The sequence below is a fragment of the Bradyrhizobium sp. USDA 4541 genome, from assembly GCF_024171085.1.
GTDB lineage: Bacteria > Pseudomonadota > Alphaproteobacteria > Rhizobiales > Xanthobacteraceae > Bradyrhizobium > Bradyrhizobium australafricanum.
Map to the genome: position 1 here is coordinate 6,632,240 of NZ_JALJZF010000001.1, position 18,618 is coordinate 6,650,857.

17 protein-coding genes are annotated in these 18,618 nt (G+C 66.1%); 5 read left to right on the top strand and 12 right to left on the bottom strand.

Features of this window, described 5'->3' with window-relative positions; all coding sequences use genetic code 11:
• Window positions 1-9: 9 nt before the first annotated feature.
• Window positions 10-813: a hypothetical protein gene (locus J2R80_RS31690; protein WP_076826597.1), complete on the bottom strand. Its 804-nt coding sequence runs from the start codon at window positions 811-813 to the stop codon at window positions 10-12.
• Window positions 814-948: 135 nt separating this feature from the next.
• On the opposite strand from J2R80_RS31690, the gene J2R80_RS31695 reads away from it, so the two are divergent.
• From J2R80_RS31695 to J2R80_RS31705, 3 genes are all read left to right on the top strand, one after another.
• A complete protein-coding gene (locus J2R80_RS31695; protein ID WP_076826595.1) occupies window positions 949-1,449 on the top strand; it encodes a YaiI/YqxD family protein in 501 nt (166 codons plus the stop codon).
• A gap of 4 nt (window positions 1,450-1,453) precedes the next feature.
• The gene (locus tag J2R80_RS31700) at window positions 1,454-3,271 is read left to right on the top strand and encodes an ABC-F family ATP-binding cassette domain-containing protein (protein ID WP_253639935.1); all 1,818 of its coding nucleotides are present in this window, start codon (window positions 1,454-1,456) and stop codon (window positions 3,269-3,271) included.
• A 127-nt stretch (window positions 3,272-3,398) separates the two neighbouring features.
• Window positions 3,399-4,478, top strand: coding sequence for a D-TA family PLP-dependent enzyme (locus J2R80_RS31705; RefSeq protein ID WP_076826591.1), 1,080 nt, complete (start codon window positions 3,399-3,401; stop codon window positions 4,476-4,478).
• 111 nt (window positions 4,479-4,589) lie between these two features.
• Here J2R80_RS31705 and J2R80_RS31710 read toward each other — a convergent pair whose 3' ends face one another.
• A complete protein-coding gene (locus J2R80_RS31710) occupies window positions 4,590-5,492 on the bottom strand; it encodes a LysR family transcriptional regulator (RefSeq protein WP_076826589.1) in 903 nt (300 codons plus the stop codon).
• Window positions 5,493-5,585: 93 nt separating this feature from the next.
• Here J2R80_RS31710 and J2R80_RS31715 point away from each other — a divergent pair, with 93 nt between their 5' ends.
• Entirely contained in the window at window positions 5,586-6,803 is a 1,218-nt protein-coding gene (locus tag J2R80_RS31715) for an MFS transporter (RefSeq protein ID WP_076826587.1), read from the top strand.
• Window positions 6,804-6,901: 98 nt separating this feature from the next.
• Here the strand turns inward: J2R80_RS31715 and J2R80_RS31720 are convergent, their stop codons facing one another.
• From J2R80_RS31720 to J2R80_RS31760, 9 genes are all read right to left on the bottom strand, one after another.
• On the bottom strand, window positions 6,902-8,122 hold the full coding sequence (locus tag J2R80_RS31720) for a TIGR03862 family flavoprotein (RefSeq protein WP_076826585.1): 1,221 nt from the start codon (window positions 8,120-8,122) through the stop codon (window positions 6,902-6,904).
• A gap of 2 nt (window positions 8,123-8,124) precedes the next feature.
• The gene (locus J2R80_RS31725) at window positions 8,125-9,042 is read right to left on the bottom strand and encodes an SDR family NAD(P)-dependent oxidoreductase (protein ID WP_253639936.1); all 918 of its coding nucleotides are present in this window, start codon (window positions 9,040-9,042) and stop codon (window positions 8,125-8,127) included.
• Between the two features lie 242 nt (window positions 9,043-9,284).
• Window positions 9,285-9,431 (bottom strand): hypothetical protein, encoded by a 147-nt coding sequence (locus J2R80_RS31730; RefSeq protein WP_225159189.1) that lies wholly within the window; start codon window positions 9,429-9,431, stop codon window positions 9,285-9,287.
• A 192-nt stretch (window positions 9,432-9,623) separates the two neighbouring features.
• The gene (locus tag J2R80_RS31735) at window positions 9,624-10,103 is read right to left on the bottom strand and encodes a MaoC family dehydratase (RefSeq protein WP_016846543.1); all 480 of its coding nucleotides are present in this window, start codon (window positions 10,101-10,103) and stop codon (window positions 9,624-9,626) included.
• Window positions 10,104-10,116: 13 nt separating this feature from the next.
• Window positions 10,117-11,841 (bottom strand): AMP-binding protein, encoded by a 1,725-nt coding sequence (locus tag J2R80_RS31740; protein WP_076826582.1) that lies wholly within the window; start codon window positions 11,839-11,841, stop codon window positions 10,117-10,119.
• Window positions 11,842-11,971: 130 nt separating this feature from the next.
• Window positions 11,972-12,859, bottom strand: coding sequence for a 3-hydroxyisobutyrate dehydrogenase (mmsB, locus tag J2R80_RS31745; protein ID WP_076826580.1), 888 nt, complete (start codon window positions 12,857-12,859; stop codon window positions 11,972-11,974).
• A gap of 25 nt (window positions 12,860-12,884) precedes the next feature.
• Window positions 12,885-13,967: an enoyl-CoA hydratase/isomerase family protein gene (locus J2R80_RS31750; protein ID WP_057019763.1), complete on the bottom strand. Its 1,083-nt coding sequence runs from the start codon at window positions 13,965-13,967 to the stop codon at window positions 12,885-12,887.
• On the bottom strand, window positions 13,964-15,109 hold the full coding sequence (locus J2R80_RS31755) for an isobutyryl-CoA dehydrogenase (protein WP_076826578.1): 1,146 nt from the start codon (window positions 15,107-15,109) through the stop codon (window positions 13,964-13,966). The genes J2R80_RS31750 and J2R80_RS31755 overlap by 4 nt, the downstream gene beginning before the upstream one ends.
• Window positions 15,110-15,234: 125 nt before the next feature.
• A complete protein-coding gene (locus J2R80_RS31760; RefSeq protein WP_057020030.1) occupies window positions 15,235-16,731 on the bottom strand; it encodes a CoA-acylating methylmalonate-semialdehyde dehydrogenase in 1,497 nt (498 codons plus the stop codon).
• Between the two features lie 121 nt (window positions 16,732-16,852).
• Here J2R80_RS31760 and J2R80_RS31765 point away from each other — a divergent pair, with 121 nt between their 5' ends.
• A complete protein-coding gene (locus J2R80_RS31765) occupies window positions 16,853-17,767 on the top strand; it encodes a LysR family transcriptional regulator (protein WP_076826576.1) in 915 nt (304 codons plus the stop codon).
• Between the two features lie 182 nt (window positions 17,768-17,949).
• Here the strand turns inward: J2R80_RS31765 and J2R80_RS31770 are convergent, their stop codons facing one another.
• A complete protein-coding gene (locus tag J2R80_RS31770) occupies window positions 17,950-18,561 on the bottom strand; it encodes a TetR/AcrR family transcriptional regulator (protein WP_076826575.1) in 612 nt (203 codons plus the stop codon).
• Window positions 18,562-18,618 lie beyond the last annotated feature (57 nt).

Consider the following 18,618-nt stretch of genomic DNA (forward strand, 5'->3'; position numbering starts at 1 on the left):
GGTGGAAAGTTACGCCGCGGCCTGCTCGCGCGGCTGGGTGATCGCGATATGCCAGCAATGCGCGAGCGGGGTGCCATTGCCGAGCACCAGCGCGTCGAGCTCGACGAAGCGGTGGCCCTTCTTGTCGTAATTGCCCGTCACCTTGGCGCGCGCGGTCAGCTCGTCGCCGATCTTGCCCGCCGACAGCAACTGCATGCGGGTGCCGACATGGATCCAGGGCCCGAGGATCGCATTGTCGACCAGGACCTTGTTCATCACCCGCGGCAGCAGGCCGGGATGGCCGAGACCTTCGCGCAGGTAGATCGGGTCGGTCTCCCTGATATCGGCGAGATACTCCTTCGCGGCATCGCCCGACCAGTCGCGCGGGATGGTGCCGAGCCACTTGCCCTCTTCATAGGACGAGGCGCTGACCGGCTTGCGCTCGGAGACCGCGGCGACCTGCTTGTAGTCATCGAGCACGAATTTCGGCGCGGAGGCCGGCAGCGACGCGGTGCCGGTGGCGCAGAGCTCGCCGCGGCTGTGGAGCTCGATCGTCAGCCCATTGCCGGTCTCCTGTCCGGTCAATTCCGCGATCTCGCCGTCATAGACCGGCTTGACGAAGCGCGCCTCGATCAGGCCGCGCGCGAGGAAGTCGCGGCCCCATTTCTCGACCGGCAGGTGCATCATGTAGGCCATCACGTCGACGCCGGGCACCAGCCCGCCGGAAAAGCCGAACTTTCGCGCCACCGTGTCGTCGTGGATCTTGTTCTCCGACAGTTTCGAGGTGTTGTACGCCGAGACGCAGTAGGTCAGCGAAGCCGTCTTCGAATCCATGGGGTTTCCCCTTATTTCCGTTGTTTTTCTCAGGCAATCGTAGTCGAACCGGGCAGCGTGACAAGCCTCTCGTTTTGCTCGCTATTTTCCGCCCGATGGAGTACACGCAGGCCGCGCCTGCCAACCCTGGAATCGATGACTGAAACCCCTGCTCCCACCCGCATCTATGTCGACGCCGACGCCTGCCCGGTGAAGGACGAGATCTATCGCGTCGCGATCCGGCACGGCGTGCCCGTCAGCGTGGTCGCGGGCAATTTCATCCGCGTGCCGCAGGATCCGCTGATCGAGCGCATCGCTGCCGGTTCCGGCATGGATGCGGCCGACGACTGGATCGCGGAACGCGCGCGTGAGAGCGACATCGTGATCACGGCGGACATCCCGCTGGCGAGCCGCTGCGTCAAGGCCGGCGCCGACGTGATCGCGCCGAACGGCAAGCCGTTCACGGAGCAGTCAATCGGCATGACGCTCGCGGTGCGCAACCTGATGACCGATCTGCGCTCGTCGGGCGAGATCACCGGCGGGCCGAAATCATATTCGCCGCGCGACCGCTCGACCTTCCTGTCGACGCTCGACCAGACCATCCGCCGTATCCAGCGCCGCCGCGCCGAGCAGGCGCAGGCGAGCCAGCAGGGTTAGCGCGATGGCTCCTCCCCCTCTCATCCAGCTCAAGGACATCAGCCTGACCTTCGGCGGCACGCCGCTGCTCACCGGCGTCGAGCTGTCGGTCTCCGCGGGCGAGCGCGTCTGCCTGATCGGCCGCAACGGCTCCGGCAAGTCGACGCTGCTGCGCATCGCCGCCGGCCTGGTCGAGCCGGACGCGGGCAGCCGTTTCGTGCAGCCGGGCGCCACCATCCGCTATCTGCCGCAAGAGCCGGACTTCGGCGACCACAAGACGACGCTCGCCTATGTCGAGGCCGGCCTCGGCCCCGGCGACGACCACTACCAGGCGCGCTATCTGCTCGAACAGCTCGGCCTCAGCGGCGAGGAAGATCCGGCGCATGTCTCCGGCGGTGAGGCGCGCCGTGCGGCGCTGGCCCGGGTGCTGGCGCCCTCGCCCGATATCCTGCTGCTTGACGAGCCGACCAACCATCTCGACCTGCCGACCATCGAATGGCTCGAGGGCGAACTGGATAGCCGGCGCTGCGCGCTGGTGCTGATCAGCCATGACCGCCGCTTCCTCACCAATTTGTCGCGCACCACGGCCTGGCTCGACCGCGGCCAGATCCGGCAGATCGAGCGCGGCTTCGGCGCCTTCGAGGCGTGGCGCGACGAGGTGCTGGCCGAGGAAGAGCGCGAGCACCACAAGCTCGACCGCAAGATCGTCAACGAGGAGCACTGGCTGCGCTACGGCGTCTCCGGCCGCCGCAAGCGCAACGTCAAGCGGCTCGGCAATCTCTTTGCGCTGCGAGACCAGCGCCGCAACTATCGCGGCGCCACCGGCAATGCAACGCTCGCCGCCGCCGAAGCCGAAAAGTCCGGCCGCCTGGTGATCGAAGCCAAGAACATCGCGAAAGCGTTCGGCGAGCGCAGGATCGTCGACGGCTTCTCGACTCGGATCCAGCGCGGCGACCGGCTCGGTATCGTCGGCCCGAACGGCGCCGGCAAGACCACATTGGTGCATTTGTTGATCGGCAACGATCCGCCCGAGTCCGGTTCGGTGCGACTCGGGGCCAATATCGAGATGGCAACCCTCGACCAGCACCGCGAGAGCCTCGACCCGAAGCTGACGCTGGCCGAGGCGCTCACCGGCGGCCGCGGCGATCACGTCATGGTCGGCGACAAGTCGAAGCACGTCATCGGCTACATGAAGGACTTCCTGTTCGCGCAGGAGCAGCGCGGCACGCCGCTGGAAGCGCTCTCCGGCGGCGAGCGCGGCCGCCTGATGCTGGCGCGCGCGCTGGCCAAGCCGTCGAACCTTTTGATCCTGGACGAGCCGACCAACGACCTCGATCTCGAAACCCTCGACGTGCTCGAGGACATGCTCGGCGATTACGAAGGCACGGTGATCCTGATCAGCCACGACCGCGACTTCCTCGACCGCGTCGTGACCTCGGTGATCGTGCCCGAGGGCCAGGGCCGCTGGATCGAATATGCCGGCGGCTATTCCGACATGCTGACGCAGCGCGGCGCCGACGTGAAGCGCGAGACGGTGAAGGCGGATACCGCGACCGAAGAGAAGAAGGAAGCCAGGGCCGCGGCGCCCGAGGCAGCACCGCGGCGCCGGCTGAGCTTCAACGAGAAACACGCGCTGGAAACCTTGCCGAAGACCATCGACAAGCTGCACAACGAGATCGCCAAGCAGCAGAAGCTGCTCGACGATCCCGATCTCTATACGAAGGATCGCAAGACATTCGACGCCGCCTCGGCCGCGATCGCAAAGGCGCAGCAAGAGCTCGCTGCCGCCGAGGACCGCTGGCTCGAGTTAGAGGTGCTGCGCGAAGAGATCGAGCAGGCATGAACACAATGATTCTTGCCGTCATTGCGAGGAGCGGAGCGACGAAGCAATCCATGCATCTGCAAACGCGGACAGATGGATTGCTTCGCTCCACTCGCAATGACGGAAACTCTGCAATGGAGCCACCCCGATGACGACGCCCCTCGCCGCCAAGATCGCCAAGGAATACGGCACGCCCTGCGCCGTGATCGACATGGACCGGGTGGAGCGCAACATCGCGCGCATCCAGAAGGCCTGCGACGAGGCCGGCGTCGCCAACCGTCCGCACATCAAGACGCACAAGAACCCGATGCTGGCGCAGCTGCAGATCAAGGCCGGCGCCAAAGGCATCACCTGCCAGAAGCTCGGCGAGGCCGAGATCATGGCGGACGCCGGCATCGACAACATCCTGATCAGCTACAATCTGCTCGGCGACGAGAAGATGGCGCGGCTCGGCGCGCTGCAAGCAAAGGCCAACGTCACCGTCGCAGCCGACAATTCCGTCGTCGTCGGCGACCTGCCGAAGGCCGCCGCCGCCTCCGGCCGCCCGCTCTCGGTCGTGGTCGAATGCGACACCGGCCGCAAGCGCGCCGGCGTCGAGACCCCGGCCGAGGCGATCGCGCTGGCGCGCGAGATCGCAGCCTCCAAGGGCCTCAGCTTCGCGGGCTTCATGCTGTATCCGACCGAGACCGGCTGGGCCGATGCGCAGAAATTCTATGACGAGGCGCTAGCCGGCGTGCGCGCCCATGGCCTCGACGCGACCATCGTCTCCACCGGCGGCACGCCGAACCTGAAGAATCTCGGCAAGCTGAAGGGCGGCACCGAGCATCGCTTCGGTACCTACATCTACAACGACCGCATGCAGGTCGCGGCCGGCGTCGCGACCTGGGACGATTGCGCGCTGCACATCTATTCCACCGTCGTCAGCCGCGCCGGCCCCGAGCGCGGCATCCTCGATGCCGGCTCCAAGACGCTGACCTCGGACACCGGCGGCCTCGAAGGCCACGGCCTGATCCTCGAACATCCCGAGGCCAGGATCGCGCGCTTCGCCGAGGAGCACGGCTTCCTCGATCTCTCCCGCAGCAACACCCGTCCCAATGTCGGCGACGTGGTGCGGATCGTGCCCAATCACGTCTGCGTCGTCGTCAACATGATGGACGAGGTCGTGATGGTGCGCGGTGACGAGATCATCGGTGCGCTGCCGGTGACGGCGCGGGGCAAGCTGCGGTAGCCGCATACACAGACCTTGTAGGATGGCTAGAGCGTAGCGAAACCCATCATGTCACTGCGGATCGAAGTTGATGGGTTTCGCTTCGCTCTACCCATCCTACGAACTCCGCATTTATTCCCGCATCAGCGCCTGCAGCTCGCGGTCCAGCGCCGCGCGAAACACCTCGATCGGCCGCGCCAGGCGGCCGGCCGGCGGGCGATGCACGATCCAGGCGCGGACTGCGGGATTGAAATCCGCGATCTTCACGGCCTTGAGCCGGCTACGGATCGGGCTTCGTTTCAGCGCCACCGGCGTCACGAGGCCGATGCCGAGCCCGCGCGCCACCAGCGACAGCCGCAGCTCGCTGTCGAGCGCCTCGACCGCGATGTTGAACGGCAGATGCGCCGCATCGAATTGACGCTTCAGCGTCTGGCGAAAGCCGCAGCCGTCCTGGTTGATCACCCATCCGGTCCGCGACAGCCATTCGAGATCGACCGACTTCGGCGTCTTCGTGTCGCGCGCGACGACGAACACCACCGGCTGCGCGCCGAGATCGTCGGCCACGAGATCGTCGGGCGGCGCGGTGCCGTCAGGCAAACAGATTGCAGCGGCATCGAGCTCGTTGCGGCTGACCCGCTCCATGTGGTTGGGCGACCAGCCGGAGACGACGCGCACCGCCAGCGCCGGAAATTCGCCGCGCACCGCATCGAGCGGTCCGGTCAGCCCGGCCTCCGACAAAAACGGTGTCAGGCCGAGCCTGAACTCGCCGCGCACCACGCCGTCATTGGCGACGCCTGACTTGAGGTCGTCGAGCATGCGCAGCAGCCGGCGGCCCTGCTCATAGGCTTCGATTCCCGCCGCCGTCGGCTTCAGCGGCTTCGATAGCCGGTCGAGCAGCTGCGCGCCGAGCATCTCCTCGAGATTCTGGATCCGCCGCGTCACGCCGGGCTGGGTCAGGTTCAGCCGCGCCGAGGCCGCGACGATCGATCCGGTCTCGACCACGGCGACGAACGCCACGAGGTCATGGGTGTTCATAATAATCTCGCATATTCTTCATCATCTTATTTGAATTGTAGCATATTATCCCGATCCCCTAAAGGGGGCCTCGCCACTCCATCGCGAGGTCCCATGACCATCTCCGAAGCTACCAAACTCTCCCCGGCGCGCACCGTCGCCGTGCGTCCGCTGATCTGGATCGGCGCCATCACGACCGGCACCGTCGTCACCAATCTCTTTGCGCCGCAGATCCTCGTCGGTCTGATGGGCCGCTCGCTCGGCATGACCACGCTAGAGGCCGGCCTGATCTCGACGTTGACCCTGCTGGGCTACGCGCTCGGGCTGCTGCTGCTGGTGCCGCTGGTCGACCTCGTCGAGAACAAGCGGCTGATCCTGCGGACGCTGGCCTGCGCTATCGTCGCGGCGATCGGCACCGCGATGGCGCCGACGCCGCTGATCCTGCTGGCCGCCACCTTCATCCTCGGCGCGTCGTGCGCCGCGATCCAGATGGTGGTGCCGCTGGTTGCGTCGATGGTGCCGCCGGAGCGCCGGGGACAGGCGATCGGCGATGTGATGAGCGGCCTGATGATCGGCATCCTGCTGTCGCGGCCGATGGCGAGCCTGATCGCGGACAGCTGGAACTGGCGCGGCTACTATGTCACCTCGGCCGTGCTGATGACGGTGCTCGCCGCAGCACTGGCGCGCACCCTGCCGACGCTACAGCCGGCGGCGAAGGTCAGCTACGGCGCGCTGCTGCGTTCGTTCCCGACACTGCTGCGCGAGGAGCCGGTGCTGCGCGTCCGGTCCTGGACCGCGGCGCTGGTGATGGCCTCGTTCACCGCGTTCTGGGCCGCCGTGGCGCTACGCCTGCCGGACGCGCCGTTCAAGCTCGACGCCAAGGGCATCGCACTGTTCGCACTGATCGGCGTTGCCGGCGCCGTCGCGACGCCGCTGGCCGGCCGCTGGGGCGACCGTGGCCTGGCACGGCCGATGCTGATCGGCTCGCATCTGCTGATATCCGCATCGCTCGCGCTGTGCGCTTGGGCCGGCGTACTGGAGTCGCGGATTGCAGCACTCGTCGCGCTGAGCCTCGGCACCATCCTGCTCGATCTCGGCATCACCACCGACCAGACGCTAGGCCGCCGCGCCGTCAACCTGCTGCGCCCCGAAGCGCGCGGCCGCATCAACGGCCTGTTCGTGGCGCTGTTCTTCATCGGCGGCGCGGTGGGCGCGGCAGCGGCATCCGCGGCGTGGAACTTTGGTGGTTGGACCGCGGTGTGTGCGGTGGCTGCGGCGTTCGGTGTGCTTGGATTCATCACCGACCTCGCCACGAAGACCGGCTCGGAATGAGCCTATCCCGTAGGATGGGTAGAGCGCAGCGAAACCCATCATGCTTCCGCTGGGAAAAAAGTTGATGGGTTTCGCTTCGCTCTACCCATCCTACAGAGCTACGATTTCTGCACGAGCCATCGTAACACGCCCTTCCCAGCGGCGACGCCTGTTGCAAACGACGCCTGCAACAGATAGCCGCCGGTCGGCGCCTCCCAATCGAGCATCTCGCCGGCCGCGAAAACGCCGGGCAGCCGCCGCAGCATGAAATGCGCGTCGAGTTCGTCGAACCTGATGCCGCCAGCGCTCGAGATCGCGCGTGCGATCGGTGCCACGCCGGTGATCCGGATCGGCACCGCATTGATCAGTTCGGCCAATTCGGCCGGCGGCAGCGCGGCCAGCGAACGGCCGACGGCGACGGCCGCCTCCTGCAACAGCCCGATGCCGACCGGCGAGAGCTGCGCGGCCTTGCGCAGGAAATTGGAAAGGGATTGCTTGCCCTTCGGCGCCGACAGACGCGCGACCAGTTCGTGGCGCGCGGCATCGGGCCGCAACGCCACCGTCAGTGTCGCCGTTCCCTTCGCGAGCACCGCCTCGCGCAATTCCGCCGACAGCGCATAGATGGCGCCGCCCTCGATGCCGGCGCGGGTGACGATCGCTTCGCCGCGCACCGTATGCGGACCAATCGTGAGCGCGACGCCCTTGAGCGGCTGGCCCTCGAACCGGTCGCAGAAGATATTCGACCAGGCAACCGTGAAGCCGGAATTGGCTGGCTTGATCGGCGCCATGGCAACGCCCTTTGCGGCGAGGATCTCCGCCCAGGTGCCGTCCGAGCCGAGCCGCGGCCAGCTCGCGCCGCCGAGTGCCAGCACGGTCGCATCGGCCTTGACTGTGCGCTGGCCGTCCGGCGTCTCGAACAGCAATCCCCCGCGCGCGTCCCATCCGATCCAGCGATGCCGGAATGCGAACGCAACGCCGGCGGCATCGAGCCGCCGCAGCCAGGCACGCAGCAGGGGCGACGCCTTGAACGCCTCAGGGAATACGCGGCCGCTGCTGCCGACGAATGTCGGCTGCCCCAGCGCCTCGCTCCAGACGCGCAGTGCTTCAGGCGGAAAAGCCTCGACCGCAGCCTTCAGATGCGGCATCGCCTCGCGATAGCGCGCAAGGAAATCCGGCAGCGGCTCGGAGTGGGTGAGATTGAGCCCGCCACGGCCGGCCATCAGAAACTTGCGGCCGGCCGACGGCATCGCGTCGTAGACGGTGACCTGTGCGCCACCTTGCGCGAACACCTCCGCCGCCATCAGGCCGGCAGGTCCGGCTCCGATGACGGCGACGCTCATGCTCAGAGCTTGATCCCGGCCCGCGCGGCGGCCTGGGCGACATACTTCTGCGTCTGCTCGAACGCGCCCTGCAGCGCCTTCGCGGTCGACATGTCGCTGATCGCGTTGAAGTGCGCGGCGACGCCGTCCGGCGTCCATTCCGACTGCGGCAGGTTGACGCCTTCGGTCTCCAGCACGCGGATCACGGCAAACGAGCCGGCGCCGGCGCCCATGATGGTGCGGGTCGGTGCGTCCTCCGAGAGCAGGAATTCGACCGCGGGCGTGATCGCTTCCGGCTTCATCAGCGCCAGCGCCTGCGGCGGCAGCAGTTCCTCGGTCATGCGGGTCGCAGCCGTCGGCGAGATGGTGTTGACCTTGATGTTGTTCTTGCGGCCCTCTTCGGCGAGCACGTTCATCAGGCCGACCATCCCGGCCTTCGCCGCGCCGTAATTGGCCTGGCCGAAATTGCCGAACAGGCCGGACGACGAGGTCGTCAGCACGATGCGGCCGTAGTTGCGCTCGCGCATGCCGGCCCACACCGCCTTGCAGCAGTAGTAGGTGCCGGTGAGATGCACGTCGAGCACCTTGGCCCAGTCGGCGACCTCGAGCTTGGCGAACGACTTGTCGCGCAGGATGCCGGCATTGGCGCACAACAGATCGACGCTGCCCCACTCCTTGGTGGCGCGCTCGACCATCGCGGTGACCTGCTCGAAGTTCGAGACGTCGGCGCCGTCGGCGATCGCGGTGCCGCCGGCTTTCCGGATCTCCTCGACCACGGTCTCGGCCGGCGACAGCGACCCACCGGTGCCGTCGCGCGCGCCGCCGAAATCGTTGACCACCACCTTGGCGCCGCGGCTGGCGAGCCCCAGCGCATGCGCCCGTCCGAGACCATTGCCCGCGCCGGTGACGATAGCGACGCGTCCGTCAAACCTGATTGCCATGCTTGTCATTCCTGCTCTGACTTCCCTGCTCCCCTTGTGGGAGAAGGTGGCGCGCGCGAGCGCGCCGGATGAGGGGTTCTCTCCACGGATGAGCACGCGGAGAGAGACCCCTCACCCGGCTTCATCTCGCTCCGCTCGATTTCGCCGCCCTCTCCCACAAGGGGAGAGGGTTAGTGCCCGAGCGGCATGAAAAGGTTGGAGACTTTTGAGCAGCGATGGATGGCCGGGTCAAGCCCGGCGCGCTAGACCGAAGGGGTCATCGACCCGCAGGGTTTCAGGCTTTTGAGCAGATGCCCGCTCCAGCACTCGTGATGCTCTTGAGCGTAGCTAATCGCACCGATCACAATCAAAGCGACTACGACAATTCCGGCGACGATGTTTTGCACCATGGCTGCCACTCCCGGGACCGCACCGCCTAAAGCGGGCATCATGGACACCGGGGAACACAGCCGTCAATGCGCTACATGGGCCAGAGCAGCGCACCGCCTGAAAAACAGATTGAGGTGGCTCGCTGCACCTCCCCGCTTGCGGGAGAGGTGCACAACCCTTCGCGGTTGCAACACAACCGTGTCTTGTGATCCTCAGCTGAAATAGATCAGGCCGAGCCAGTCGGCGACCAGCGCGGGCTTTTCCTCGCCCTCGATCTCGACCGTGACGTTGGTGCGCGACAACAACTCCTTCGGCTTGCGCAGCGTGGCTTCGGCCAGCACGAAGCGGCCGCGGACGCGTTTTCCGGAGCGCACCGGCGAGATGAAGCGCAGCTTGTCGAAGCCGTAATTGACGCCCATCGCGGTGCCCTCGAGCACCGGCATCACCTCGTAGGACATGATCGACATCAGCGACATCGTCAGGAAGCCATGCGCGATCGTGGTGCCGAAGGCGGTCTCCTTCCTGGCGCGCTCGGGATCGACATGGATGAACTGGTGATCCTCGATCACGTCGGCATAGGTGTCGATGCGGCCCTGATCGAGCAGGTGCCACGAGGACACGCCGATCTCCTTGCCGACCATGCCCTGGTAGGTTTCCAGCGACACCGGCGGCTTCTTCCAGACTTCGTTCATTGGCTAACCTCTGCTAACCGGAGGTCCGCACCTTCTGCAGCTCCGGAAATTCTTCCTCGCGGAACTCGACCCCGCGCAACGCATCGCTTCTGACATCGTCGTGTTCGAGCCGGCGCAACTGCACGCGACGGATTTTTCCAGAAATCGTCTTCGGCAGTTCGGTGACCAGCTCGATCTTGCGAATGCGTTTAAACGGTGCGAGCCGCGTGTGCAAATGTTTGAAGATCGACAGCGCGGTCTCCGGCGTTCGTTCGACGCCTGATACCAGCAGCACATAGGCCTTCGGGACCGCCAGCCGGATCGGGTCCGGGCTCGGCACCACGGCGGCTTCGGCCACCGCGTCATGCTCCAGCAGCACGCTCTCCAGCTCGAACGGCGAGATCCGGTAGTCGGAGGATTTGAACACGTCGTCGGTGCGGCCAACGAAGGTCAGATAACCCTCGTCATCGGTGAACACGACGTCGCCGCTGCGATAGATCTCGCCGTCGGTGCCGATCAGCTTGCCGTCGTCGCCCTGATAGCCCTGCATCAGGCCCGCCGGCCGGTCTGCGCCGAGCAGCAAGGTCACCTCGCCTTCCTTCGCGGCGTGGCCGTCATTGTCGGTCACCTGCACGCGATAGCCCGGTAGCGGCCGGCCCATCGAGCCGACCTTCACCTTCTGCCCCGGCGAGTTGCCGGCCAGCGCCGTGGTCTCGGTCTGGCCGTAGCCGTCGCGGATGGTCAGCCCCCAGGCCGATTTGACCTGGTCGATGATCTCCGGATTGAGCGGTTCGCCAGCGCCGCAGACCTCGCGCAGCGAGACCTTGAAGCTCGCGAGCTCTTCCTGGATGAACAACCGCCACACCGTGGGCGGCGCGCACAGCGTGGTCACGCCGCAGCGGCCGATGATCGAGAGCAGTCCCTTCGCCTCGAAGCGTGGCTGATTCGCAATAAAGATCGTCGCTCCCGCGTTCCACGGCGCGAAGAAGCAGCTCCAGGCATGCTTGGCCCAGCCGGGCGAGGAGATATTGAGATGGATGTCGCCGGGCTGCAGACCGATCCAGTACATGGTCGAGAGATGGCCGACCGGGTAGCTGCGCTGGCTGTGCCGCACCAGCTTCGGCTTTGCCGTGGTGCCCGAGGTGAAATAAAGCAGCATCGGGTCGTCGGCCTTGGTAGGGCCATCGGGCGCGAATGCATCGGACTGCTTGGCAGAATCCTCGAACGGCAGCCAGCCGTCCTGCGCCTGCGTCGCGCCGACCACGATGCGGGCGAGCTTGTCGCTGCCGAGGCCCGCGAACTTCGCGACCTGATCCTGCGTGGCGACCACCGCCCTCGCCTTGCCGCGGTCGAGCCGGTCGCGCAATTCATCCGCGGTCAAGAGCGTGGTGGCGGGGATCACGACGACGCCGAGCTTCATCGCCGCCAGCATGGTCTCCCACAGCGGCACGACATTGCCGAGCAGCAGCAACAGATGATCGCCGCGCTTCAGCCCCTGCGCGCGCAGGAAATTTACAACCTGGTTTGAGCGGCGCGACAGCTCGGCGAAGGACAGCTTGGTCTCGTTGCCGCTGGCGGCATCGACGATCCACAGCGCCGGCCGGTCGCGGCTGTCAAGATTTCGCGCCAGTTCGGCATCGAACCAATCGAGCGCCCAGTTGAACGGCACCGGATCGGGCCAGCGAAATCCCTTCACCGCGGCGTCGTAGTCGGTGCGGTGCTTGAGCAGAAAGGCGCGAGCGTCCTGAAATGTGGTCATCCGGCTTCACCACGTATTCTGACGTCATCCTGAGGAGCCGCGCGAAGCACGGCGTCTCGAAGGATGGCTACAGGCACCGTTTTCGCATCCTTCGAGGCTCGCTCCGCTCGCACCTCAGGATGACGGCGATTTACTTCGGGGCAAGGGCCCTAACGTGCTGGATAATTCCGGAAAAGTCGACCCCGCCGTGGCCCGACGCGTCGAAGGTCTTATAGATCTCCTGCGCGTGCTTGCCGAGCGGCGTGACCGCGCCGGCGGCATTGGCGGCGTCCTGCGCCAGGGTCAGGTCCTTGACCATCAGGTTCGAAGCAAAACCCGGCTTGTAATCGTTGTTGGCCGGCGACGTCGGCACCGGGCCGGGAACCGGGCAATAGGTCGTCAGCGACCAGCACTGTCCCGACGAGGTCGAGGCGACGTCGAACAGCGCCTGGTGCGACAGGCCGAGCTTTTCGGCGAGCACGAAAGCCTCGCCGACCGCGATCATGGAAATACCGAGGATCATATTATTGCAGATCTTGGCTGCCTGCCCTGCACCGCCCGCGCCGCAATGCACGATCTTCTTGCCCATGTTTGCCAACATCGGCTGGGCCGCCGCGAATGCCTTCGGCTCGCCGCCGCACATGAAGGTCAGCGTCGCGCCCTTGGCGCCACCGGTGCCGCCGGAGACCGGCGCGTCGACCGAGGCCATGCCGTGCTTGGCAGCCAGCACATGCGCCTGCTTTGCGCTTTCGACGTCGATGGTCGAGCAGTCGATGATCAGCGCGCCGTTGGCCATCGCGGGCAGCACCTCGTTCCAGACACCGAGCACGTGCTTGCCGGCCGGCAGCATGGTGATGACGACATCGGCGCCCTTCACCGCAGCAACGCTGCTCTCGGCGATCGCGGCGCCATCACTCCTGGCCTGATCGCGAGACGCTGCGACCAGATCGAACGCGGTCACCTTGTGGCCGGCCTTGACCAGATTGGCGGCCATCGGCCCGCCCATATTGCCGAGCCCGATGAATGCGACGTTTGCCATGGGAAGTCCTCCGCTTGCGACGTTTCTATTTGCTGTCGGGAAATTTCAATTCGTCAGCGCCGATCTCGGCGAAGTAAGGCGTGAGCATCTCCGGCGTCACCTGTTCGATCCCGGCCGGCGACCATGTCGGATTGCGATCCTTGTCGATGACGGCTGCGCGCACGCCCTCGCGGAAATCGTCGCTGGCGAACACCTCGAGCGCGGCGCGATATTCGCGCTTCAGGCACTCTTCCAGCGTCGCGGTCGCGCGCGCCAGCCGCAGCAGTTTCAGCGTCACCACCATGCCGCGCGGCGACTTCTCACTGAGCGTCTTTAGCGTGGCATGCGCCATATCCGATCCGTCGGCCGTCAGCGCGGCGACGACGTCCTCCATCCGGCCGTGTGCGAACCAGCCGTCGATTTTGGCCTGCATCGCGGCGACAGGGCCAGCCCTCTCGCTAGTGGCGAAGCCTCCGATCAGCCGATCAATCTCGGCCGAACTCGTACCTGGCGTAACCTTGGTCAGCGCCTCGCGCAGCGCCGGCAGCTTTGCGCTCGGCACCACGGCGTCGGCGAATTTGGCGTAGATCGCATCGGGTCCGTTCATGGTGGTGCCGGTGAGCCCGAAATAGGTACCGATCTCACCCGGCGAGCGCGACAGCAGATAGGTGCCGCCGACATCGGGGAAGAAACCGAGGCCGACCTCGGGCATCGCGAGCTTGGTCCGCTCCGTCACCACGCGGTGGCGGCTATGCGCCGACAGCCCGACGCCGCCGCCCATCACGATGCCGTCCATGAAGGCGACATAGGGCTTTGGGAACTTCTTGATCCGCGCGTTGAGGATGTATTCGTCGCGCCACAGGATCTTGCCGAGATCGCCCTTGACCTTGGAGCTCTCCCAGAGCGCGCGGATGTCGCCGCCGGCGCACAGGCCACGCTCGCCCGCGCCCTCCAGCACGATGACAGCGACATCGGGATCGGCCTCGAACGCATCGAGCGCCCTGTCGATGTCGTGGAACATCTCCAGCGTCACGGCATTGATCGCCTTCGGCCGGTTGAGCCGGATAATGCCGGCAGAACCTTCCTTGCGCGCGATCAGGTCGCCCTCGGCTGCTGCCGCATCATTCATCGCGCGCCCTCGATCAACTTGCGCGACACGATCAGCCGCATGATTTCATTGGTGCCTTCGAGGATCTGGTGCACGCGCAGATCGCGCACGATCTTCTCGACGCCGTATTCGCTGAGGTAGCCGTAGCCACCATGCAGCTGCAGCGCATGGTTGGCGACCTCGAAGCCGACATCGGTGCCAAACCGTTTTGCCATCGCGCACAGCATGGAAGCGTCCGGATCCTTGCGGTCGAGCGCGGCGGCCGCCCGCCACAGGAAGGTGCGTGCGGCTTCCAGCTCGGTCGCCATGTCGGCGATCTTGAATTGCAGCGCCTGGAATTCGTCGAGGCGTTTGCCGAATGCCTTGCGGTCCTTCATGTAGGCCAACGCCTTGTCGAGCGCCGCCTGCGCGCCGCCGAGCGAGCACGCCGCGATGTTGAGCCGGCCGCCGTCGAGCCCGGCCATCGCGATCTTGAAGCCGATGCCCTCCTCGCCGAGCCGGTTCGCGACCGGCACGCGCGCGTTCTCGAACATGACAGCGCGGGTCGGCTGCGCATTCCAGCCCATCTTGCGCTCGTTATTGCCGAACGACACGCCCGGCGTCTTGCCGTCGATCACCAGCGTCGAGACGCCGCCCGGACCCTCGCCGCCGGTGCGCACCATCGCCACCAGCAGGTCGGTGCTGCCGGCGCCGGAGATGAACTGCTTCTGGCCGTTGAGCACGTAATGATCGCCGTCGCGCACCGCGCGGGTGCGCAGCGCGGCCGCGTCGGAGCCGGCGCCCGGCTCGGTCAGGCAGTAGCTCGCGATCAGCTCCATGGTGCAGAGCTTCGGCAGCCATGTGTGGCGCTGGATGTCGTTGCCGTAGGCATCGATCATCCAGGACGCCATGTTGTGGATCGAGATGAAGGCCGACGTGGTCGGGCACCCCGTCGCCAGCGCCTCGAAGATCAGCGCCGCGTCGAACCGCGTCATCGCCGAGCCGCCGACATCGTCCTTGATATAGATGCCGCCGATGCCGAGGCCTGCCGCCTCGCGCATCACGTCGACTGGAAAGTGCTTTGTCTCGTCCCATTCGAGCGCGTGCGGCGCGATGTTCTCCGCCGCAAACGCCCGCGCCATGTCGCGAACCGCGATCTGGTCCTCGTTGAGAGCGAACTGCATCTCGCCGCCTAGCCCTGAAGGTTACCCCACCGTCATTGCGAGGAGCGAAGCGACGAAGCAATCCATTCTTCCACGCGGGGGATAGATGGATTGCTTCGCTGCGCTCGCAATGACGTTCCCGGAAATCACTTCATCGTCGGGATCGAGAACTCCGCGCCTTCCTTGACGCCGGACGGCCAGCGCGAGGTCACCGTCTTGGTCTTGGTGTAGAAGCGGATCGAGTCCGGACCGTGCTGGTTGAGGTCGCCGAAGCCGGACTTCTTCCAGCCGCCGAAGGTGTAATAGGCGATCGGCACCGGGATCGGCACGTTGATGCCGACCATGCCGACATTGACCTTGGCGGCGAAGTCGCGCGCGGCGTCGCCGTCGCGGGTGAAGATCGCGACACCGTTGCCGTAGTCATGGTCGGACGGCAGCGCCAGCGCCTCGTGATAGTCGTGGGCGCGCACTACCGAGAGCACCGGGCCGAAGATCTCTTCCTTGTAGATCCGCATGTCCTTGGTGACGTTGTCGAACAGCGAACCGCCGAGATAGAAGCCCTTCTCGTAGCCCTGCATCTTGAAGCCGCGGCCGTCGACCGCGAGCGTCGCGCCTTCCTTGATGCCGATGTCGATGTAGCTCTTGACCTTCTCGACCGCCTCGCGGGTCACCAGCGGGCCGTAATCGGCCGACGGATCGACCGAGGTGCCGATCTTGAGCGACTCGACGCGCGGGATCAGCTTCTCCATCAGGCGGTCGGCGGTGGTCTTGCCGACCGGCACCGCGACCGAGACGGCCATGCAGCGCTCACCGGCGGAGCCGTAGCCGGCGCCGATTAGCGCATCGACCGTCTGGTCCATGTCGGCATCCGGCATCACGATGGCGTGGTTCTTGGCGCCGCCGAAGCACTGGCAGCGCTTGCCGGTCTGCGCGGCGCGCTCGTAGATGTACTGCGCGATCGGAGTCGAGCCGACGAAGCCGATCGCCTTGATATCGGGATCGTCGAGGATGGCGTCGACCGCCTCCTTGTCGCCGTTGACGACGTTGAGGATGCCGGCCGGCAGGCCCGCCTCGATCATCAGTTCGGCGAGCATCATCGGCACGCCGGGATCGCGCTCCGACGGCTTGAGGATGAAGGCGTTGCCGCAGGCGATCGCCGGCGCGAACTTCCACATCGGGATCATCGCCGGGAAGTTGAACGGCGTGATGCCGGCGACCACGCCGAGCGGCTGGCGCATCGAATAGATGTCGATGCCGGGGCCGGCGCCCTCGGTGTACTCGCCCTTCATCAGATGCGGGATGCCGCAGGCAAACTCGGCGACCTCGAGGCCGCGCTGGATGTCGCCCTTGGCGTCGGGAACGGTCTTGCCGTGCTCGCGCGCCAGCAGCTCGGCGAGCTTGTCGTAGTCGCGCTGCACCAGCTCGAGGAACCGCATCATGACGCGGGCGCGGCGCTGCGGGTTGGTGGCGGCCCATTCCGGCTGCGCGGCCTTGGCGTTCTCGACCGCGGCGCGGAGCTCGGCCTTGGAGGCCAGCGCCACCTTGGCCTGGACCTCGCCGGTCATCGGCTCGAAGACGTCAGCCGTGCGGCCCGACGTGCCCTTGACCTCCTTGCCACCGATGAAATGTCCGATTGAGCGCATGGAAAAACCTCCCTGAAGCACCTGAATCGCCGCTCCTCGCGGCGGGATCGCTTTACAATCCCTATTGACCCTGCATTTTATGGGATTCAAGTCCGATAAATTGCACCATAGATGTGCGGAAATGCTGGATCAAGGCGGCGGCACAATCGACTGGGACGACTTCCGTTTCGTGCTTGCCATCGTGCGCGGCGGGTCGGTTTCGGCTGCCGCCAAGCAGCTCGGCGTCGATCATGCCACAGTGATCCGCCGTGTCGACCGGCTGGAGCGCCACCTCTCCGCAAAACTGTTTGATCGGCGCAAGACCGGCTATCTGCTGACCGAGGCCGGCCAGCGCGTCGCCGACAGCGCGGAGGCGATGGAATCCACCATCGTCGCCAACCAGGAGGCGGTCGGCGGCTCGCGCGCCCACCTCACCGGCACGGTGCGGATCGGCGCGCCCGACGGCTTCGGCAGCCACTTTTTGGCCTCGCGGCTGGTCAAGTTCACCAAGCGGTATCCCGATCTCGATCTGCAGCTCGTCGCCACCGCGCGGCTGTTCTCGCTCTCCAAGCGCGAGGCCGACATCGCGATCAGCCTGACCATGCCGAACGAAGGTCGCATCGTCGGCCGCAAGCTCCTGGACTACACGCTCGGGCTTTATGCCGCACCCGCCTATCTCGCCCAGGCGCCGGCAATTGCTGCGCGCGCCGACCTGCCGCGGCACCGCTTCGTCGGCTACATCGAGGAGCTCCTGTTCACGCCGGAGCTCGACTATCTGCCGCAGGTCTCGCCGAAGATCTCGGCGAAATTCCGCAGCGCCAATCTGATCGCGCAGCTCAACGCCACCATCGCCGGCTTCGGCATCGCCGTGCTGCCGCACTTCATGGCAACGGCCCACCCCGAGTTGCAGCCGGTGCTGCCAGACGAGGTGCGGATCTCCCGCACCTTCTGGCTGCTGATGCACGCCGACAGCAAGGACCTCGCCCGCATCCGCGCGGTGGCGGACTACATCTACGAGACCGTGGAAGCCGAGCGCGCGCTTTTTAGCGGGGTGTGAGGCGGACACCGTGTTATTCCCGTCATCCTGAGGAGCGCGTAGCGCGTCTCGAAGGATGCACGGCCCCGGTCTGACGGCTCGGAAAGCTCCGGGCCGTCGACCCTTCGAGACGCGCGCGATGCGCGCTCCTCAGGGTGACGGATCGAATATTAGGCGCGCTGCACCAGTTGGCGCTCTAAGCGCTAATTCACCTTCTTCTTCGCCGGTGCCTTGGCCGCGGCGGCACGTCCCAGCACCGCCTCGCGGCCCGCGCTCAGGATCTCGTCGGACGTTTCGCCGCTGCCGGCGATGCGCGACATCACTATGGTGCCCATCATGGTCGCCAGCGTCGCCGTCGCCTGCTTGCGGGCGGCCTTGCGCGGCACGTCCAGGATCTGGTCGGCCATCATGTCGATCATCTGGTCGAGCTTGAGGGCAAACGCCTTGCGGGTCTTCGGGCTCTCGCGGGCGATCTCGGCGCCGAGCGCCGGGATCGCGCAGCCCTGGCCGGGATCGTCGCGGTGCACCGCCGAAAGATAGCCGTCGATGATGGTCGAAAGTCGCTTCTCCGGCGGCGTGTCCGCGGCGACCTTGCGCCAGCGCTCGATGGCGCGGTCCATCGCGTAGCTGAAGGCCTCGATCACCAGCGCCTCGCGCGAGTCGAAATGCGCGTAGAAGCCGCCATGCGTCAGGCCGGCGTCCTTCATCAGGTCGGCGACACCGATGCCGTGGGCGCCCCGCTCGCGCAGCCGCGCCGCGGCCTTCTTGACGATCCGCGCGTGGGTCTCCTGCTTGTGTTCTTTCGAATAGCGCATGCCGGTCTCATGGAATGTTTCTAATCATATAATAGCAGATTTGCGGCCGGAATGCTG

Bases quoted from the DNA above. Each gene is read 5' to 3' on its own strand.
- J2R80_RS31690 (WP_076826597.1), bottom strand. From the start codon at position 813: ATGGATTCGAAGACGGCTTCGCTGACCTACTGCGTCTCGGCGTACAAC.
- J2R80_RS31695 (WP_076826595.1), top strand. From the start codon at position 949: ATGACTGAAACCCCTGCTCCCACCCGCATCTATGTCGACGCCGACGCC.
- J2R80_RS31700 (WP_253639935.1), top strand. From the start codon at position 1,454: ATGGCTCCTCCCCCTCTCATCCAGCTCAAGGACATCAGCCTGACCTTC.
- J2R80_RS31705 (WP_076826591.1), top strand. From the start codon at position 3,399: ATGACGACGCCCCTCGCCGCCAAGATCGCCAAGGAATACGGCACGCCC.
- J2R80_RS31710 (WP_076826589.1), bottom strand. From the start codon at position 5,492: ATGAACACCCATGACCTCGTGGCGTTCGTCGCCGTGGTCGAGACCGGA.
- J2R80_RS31715 (WP_076826587.1), top strand. From the start codon at position 5,586: ATGACCATCTCCGAAGCTACCAAACTCTCCCCGGCGCGCACCGTCGCC.
- J2R80_RS31720 (WP_076826585.1), bottom strand. From the start codon at position 8,122: ATGAGCGTCGCCGTCATCGGAGCCGGACCTGCCGGCCTGATGGCGGCG.
- J2R80_RS31725 (WP_253639936.1), bottom strand. From the start codon at position 9,042: ATGGCAATCAGGTTTGACGGACGCGTCGCTATCGTCACCGGCGCGGGC.
- J2R80_RS31730 (WP_225159189.1), bottom strand. From the start codon at position 9,431: ATGGTGCAAAACATCGTCGCCGGAATTGTCGTAGTCGCTTTGATTGTG.
- J2R80_RS31735 (WP_016846543.1), bottom strand. From the start codon at position 10,103: ATGAACGAAGTCTGGAAGAAGCCGCCGGTGTCGCTGGAAACCTACCAG.
- J2R80_RS31740 (WP_076826582.1), bottom strand. From the start codon at position 11,841: ATGACCACATTTCAGGACGCTCGCGCCTTTCTGCTCAAGCACCGCACC.
- mmsB (WP_076826580.1), bottom strand. From the start codon at position 12,859: ATGGCAAACGTCGCATTCATCGGGCTCGGCAATATGGGCGGGCCGATG.
- J2R80_RS31750 (WP_057019763.1), bottom strand. From the start codon at position 13,967: ATGAATGATGCGGCAGCAGCCGAGGGCGACCTGATCGCGCGCAAGGAA.
- J2R80_RS31755 (WP_076826578.1), bottom strand. From the start codon at position 15,109: ATGCAGTTCGCTCTCAACGAGGACCAGATCGCGGTTCGCGACATGGCG.
- J2R80_RS31760 (WP_057020030.1), bottom strand. From the start codon at position 16,731: ATGCGCTCAATCGGACATTTCATCGGTGGCAAGGAGGTCAAGGGCACG.
- J2R80_RS31765 (WP_076826576.1), top strand. From the start codon at position 16,853: ATGCTGGATCAAGGCGGCGGCACAATCGACTGGGACGACTTCCGTTTC.
- J2R80_RS31770 (WP_076826575.1), bottom strand. From the start codon at position 18,561: ATGCGCTATTCGAAAGAACACAAGCAGGAGACCCACGCGCGGATCGTC.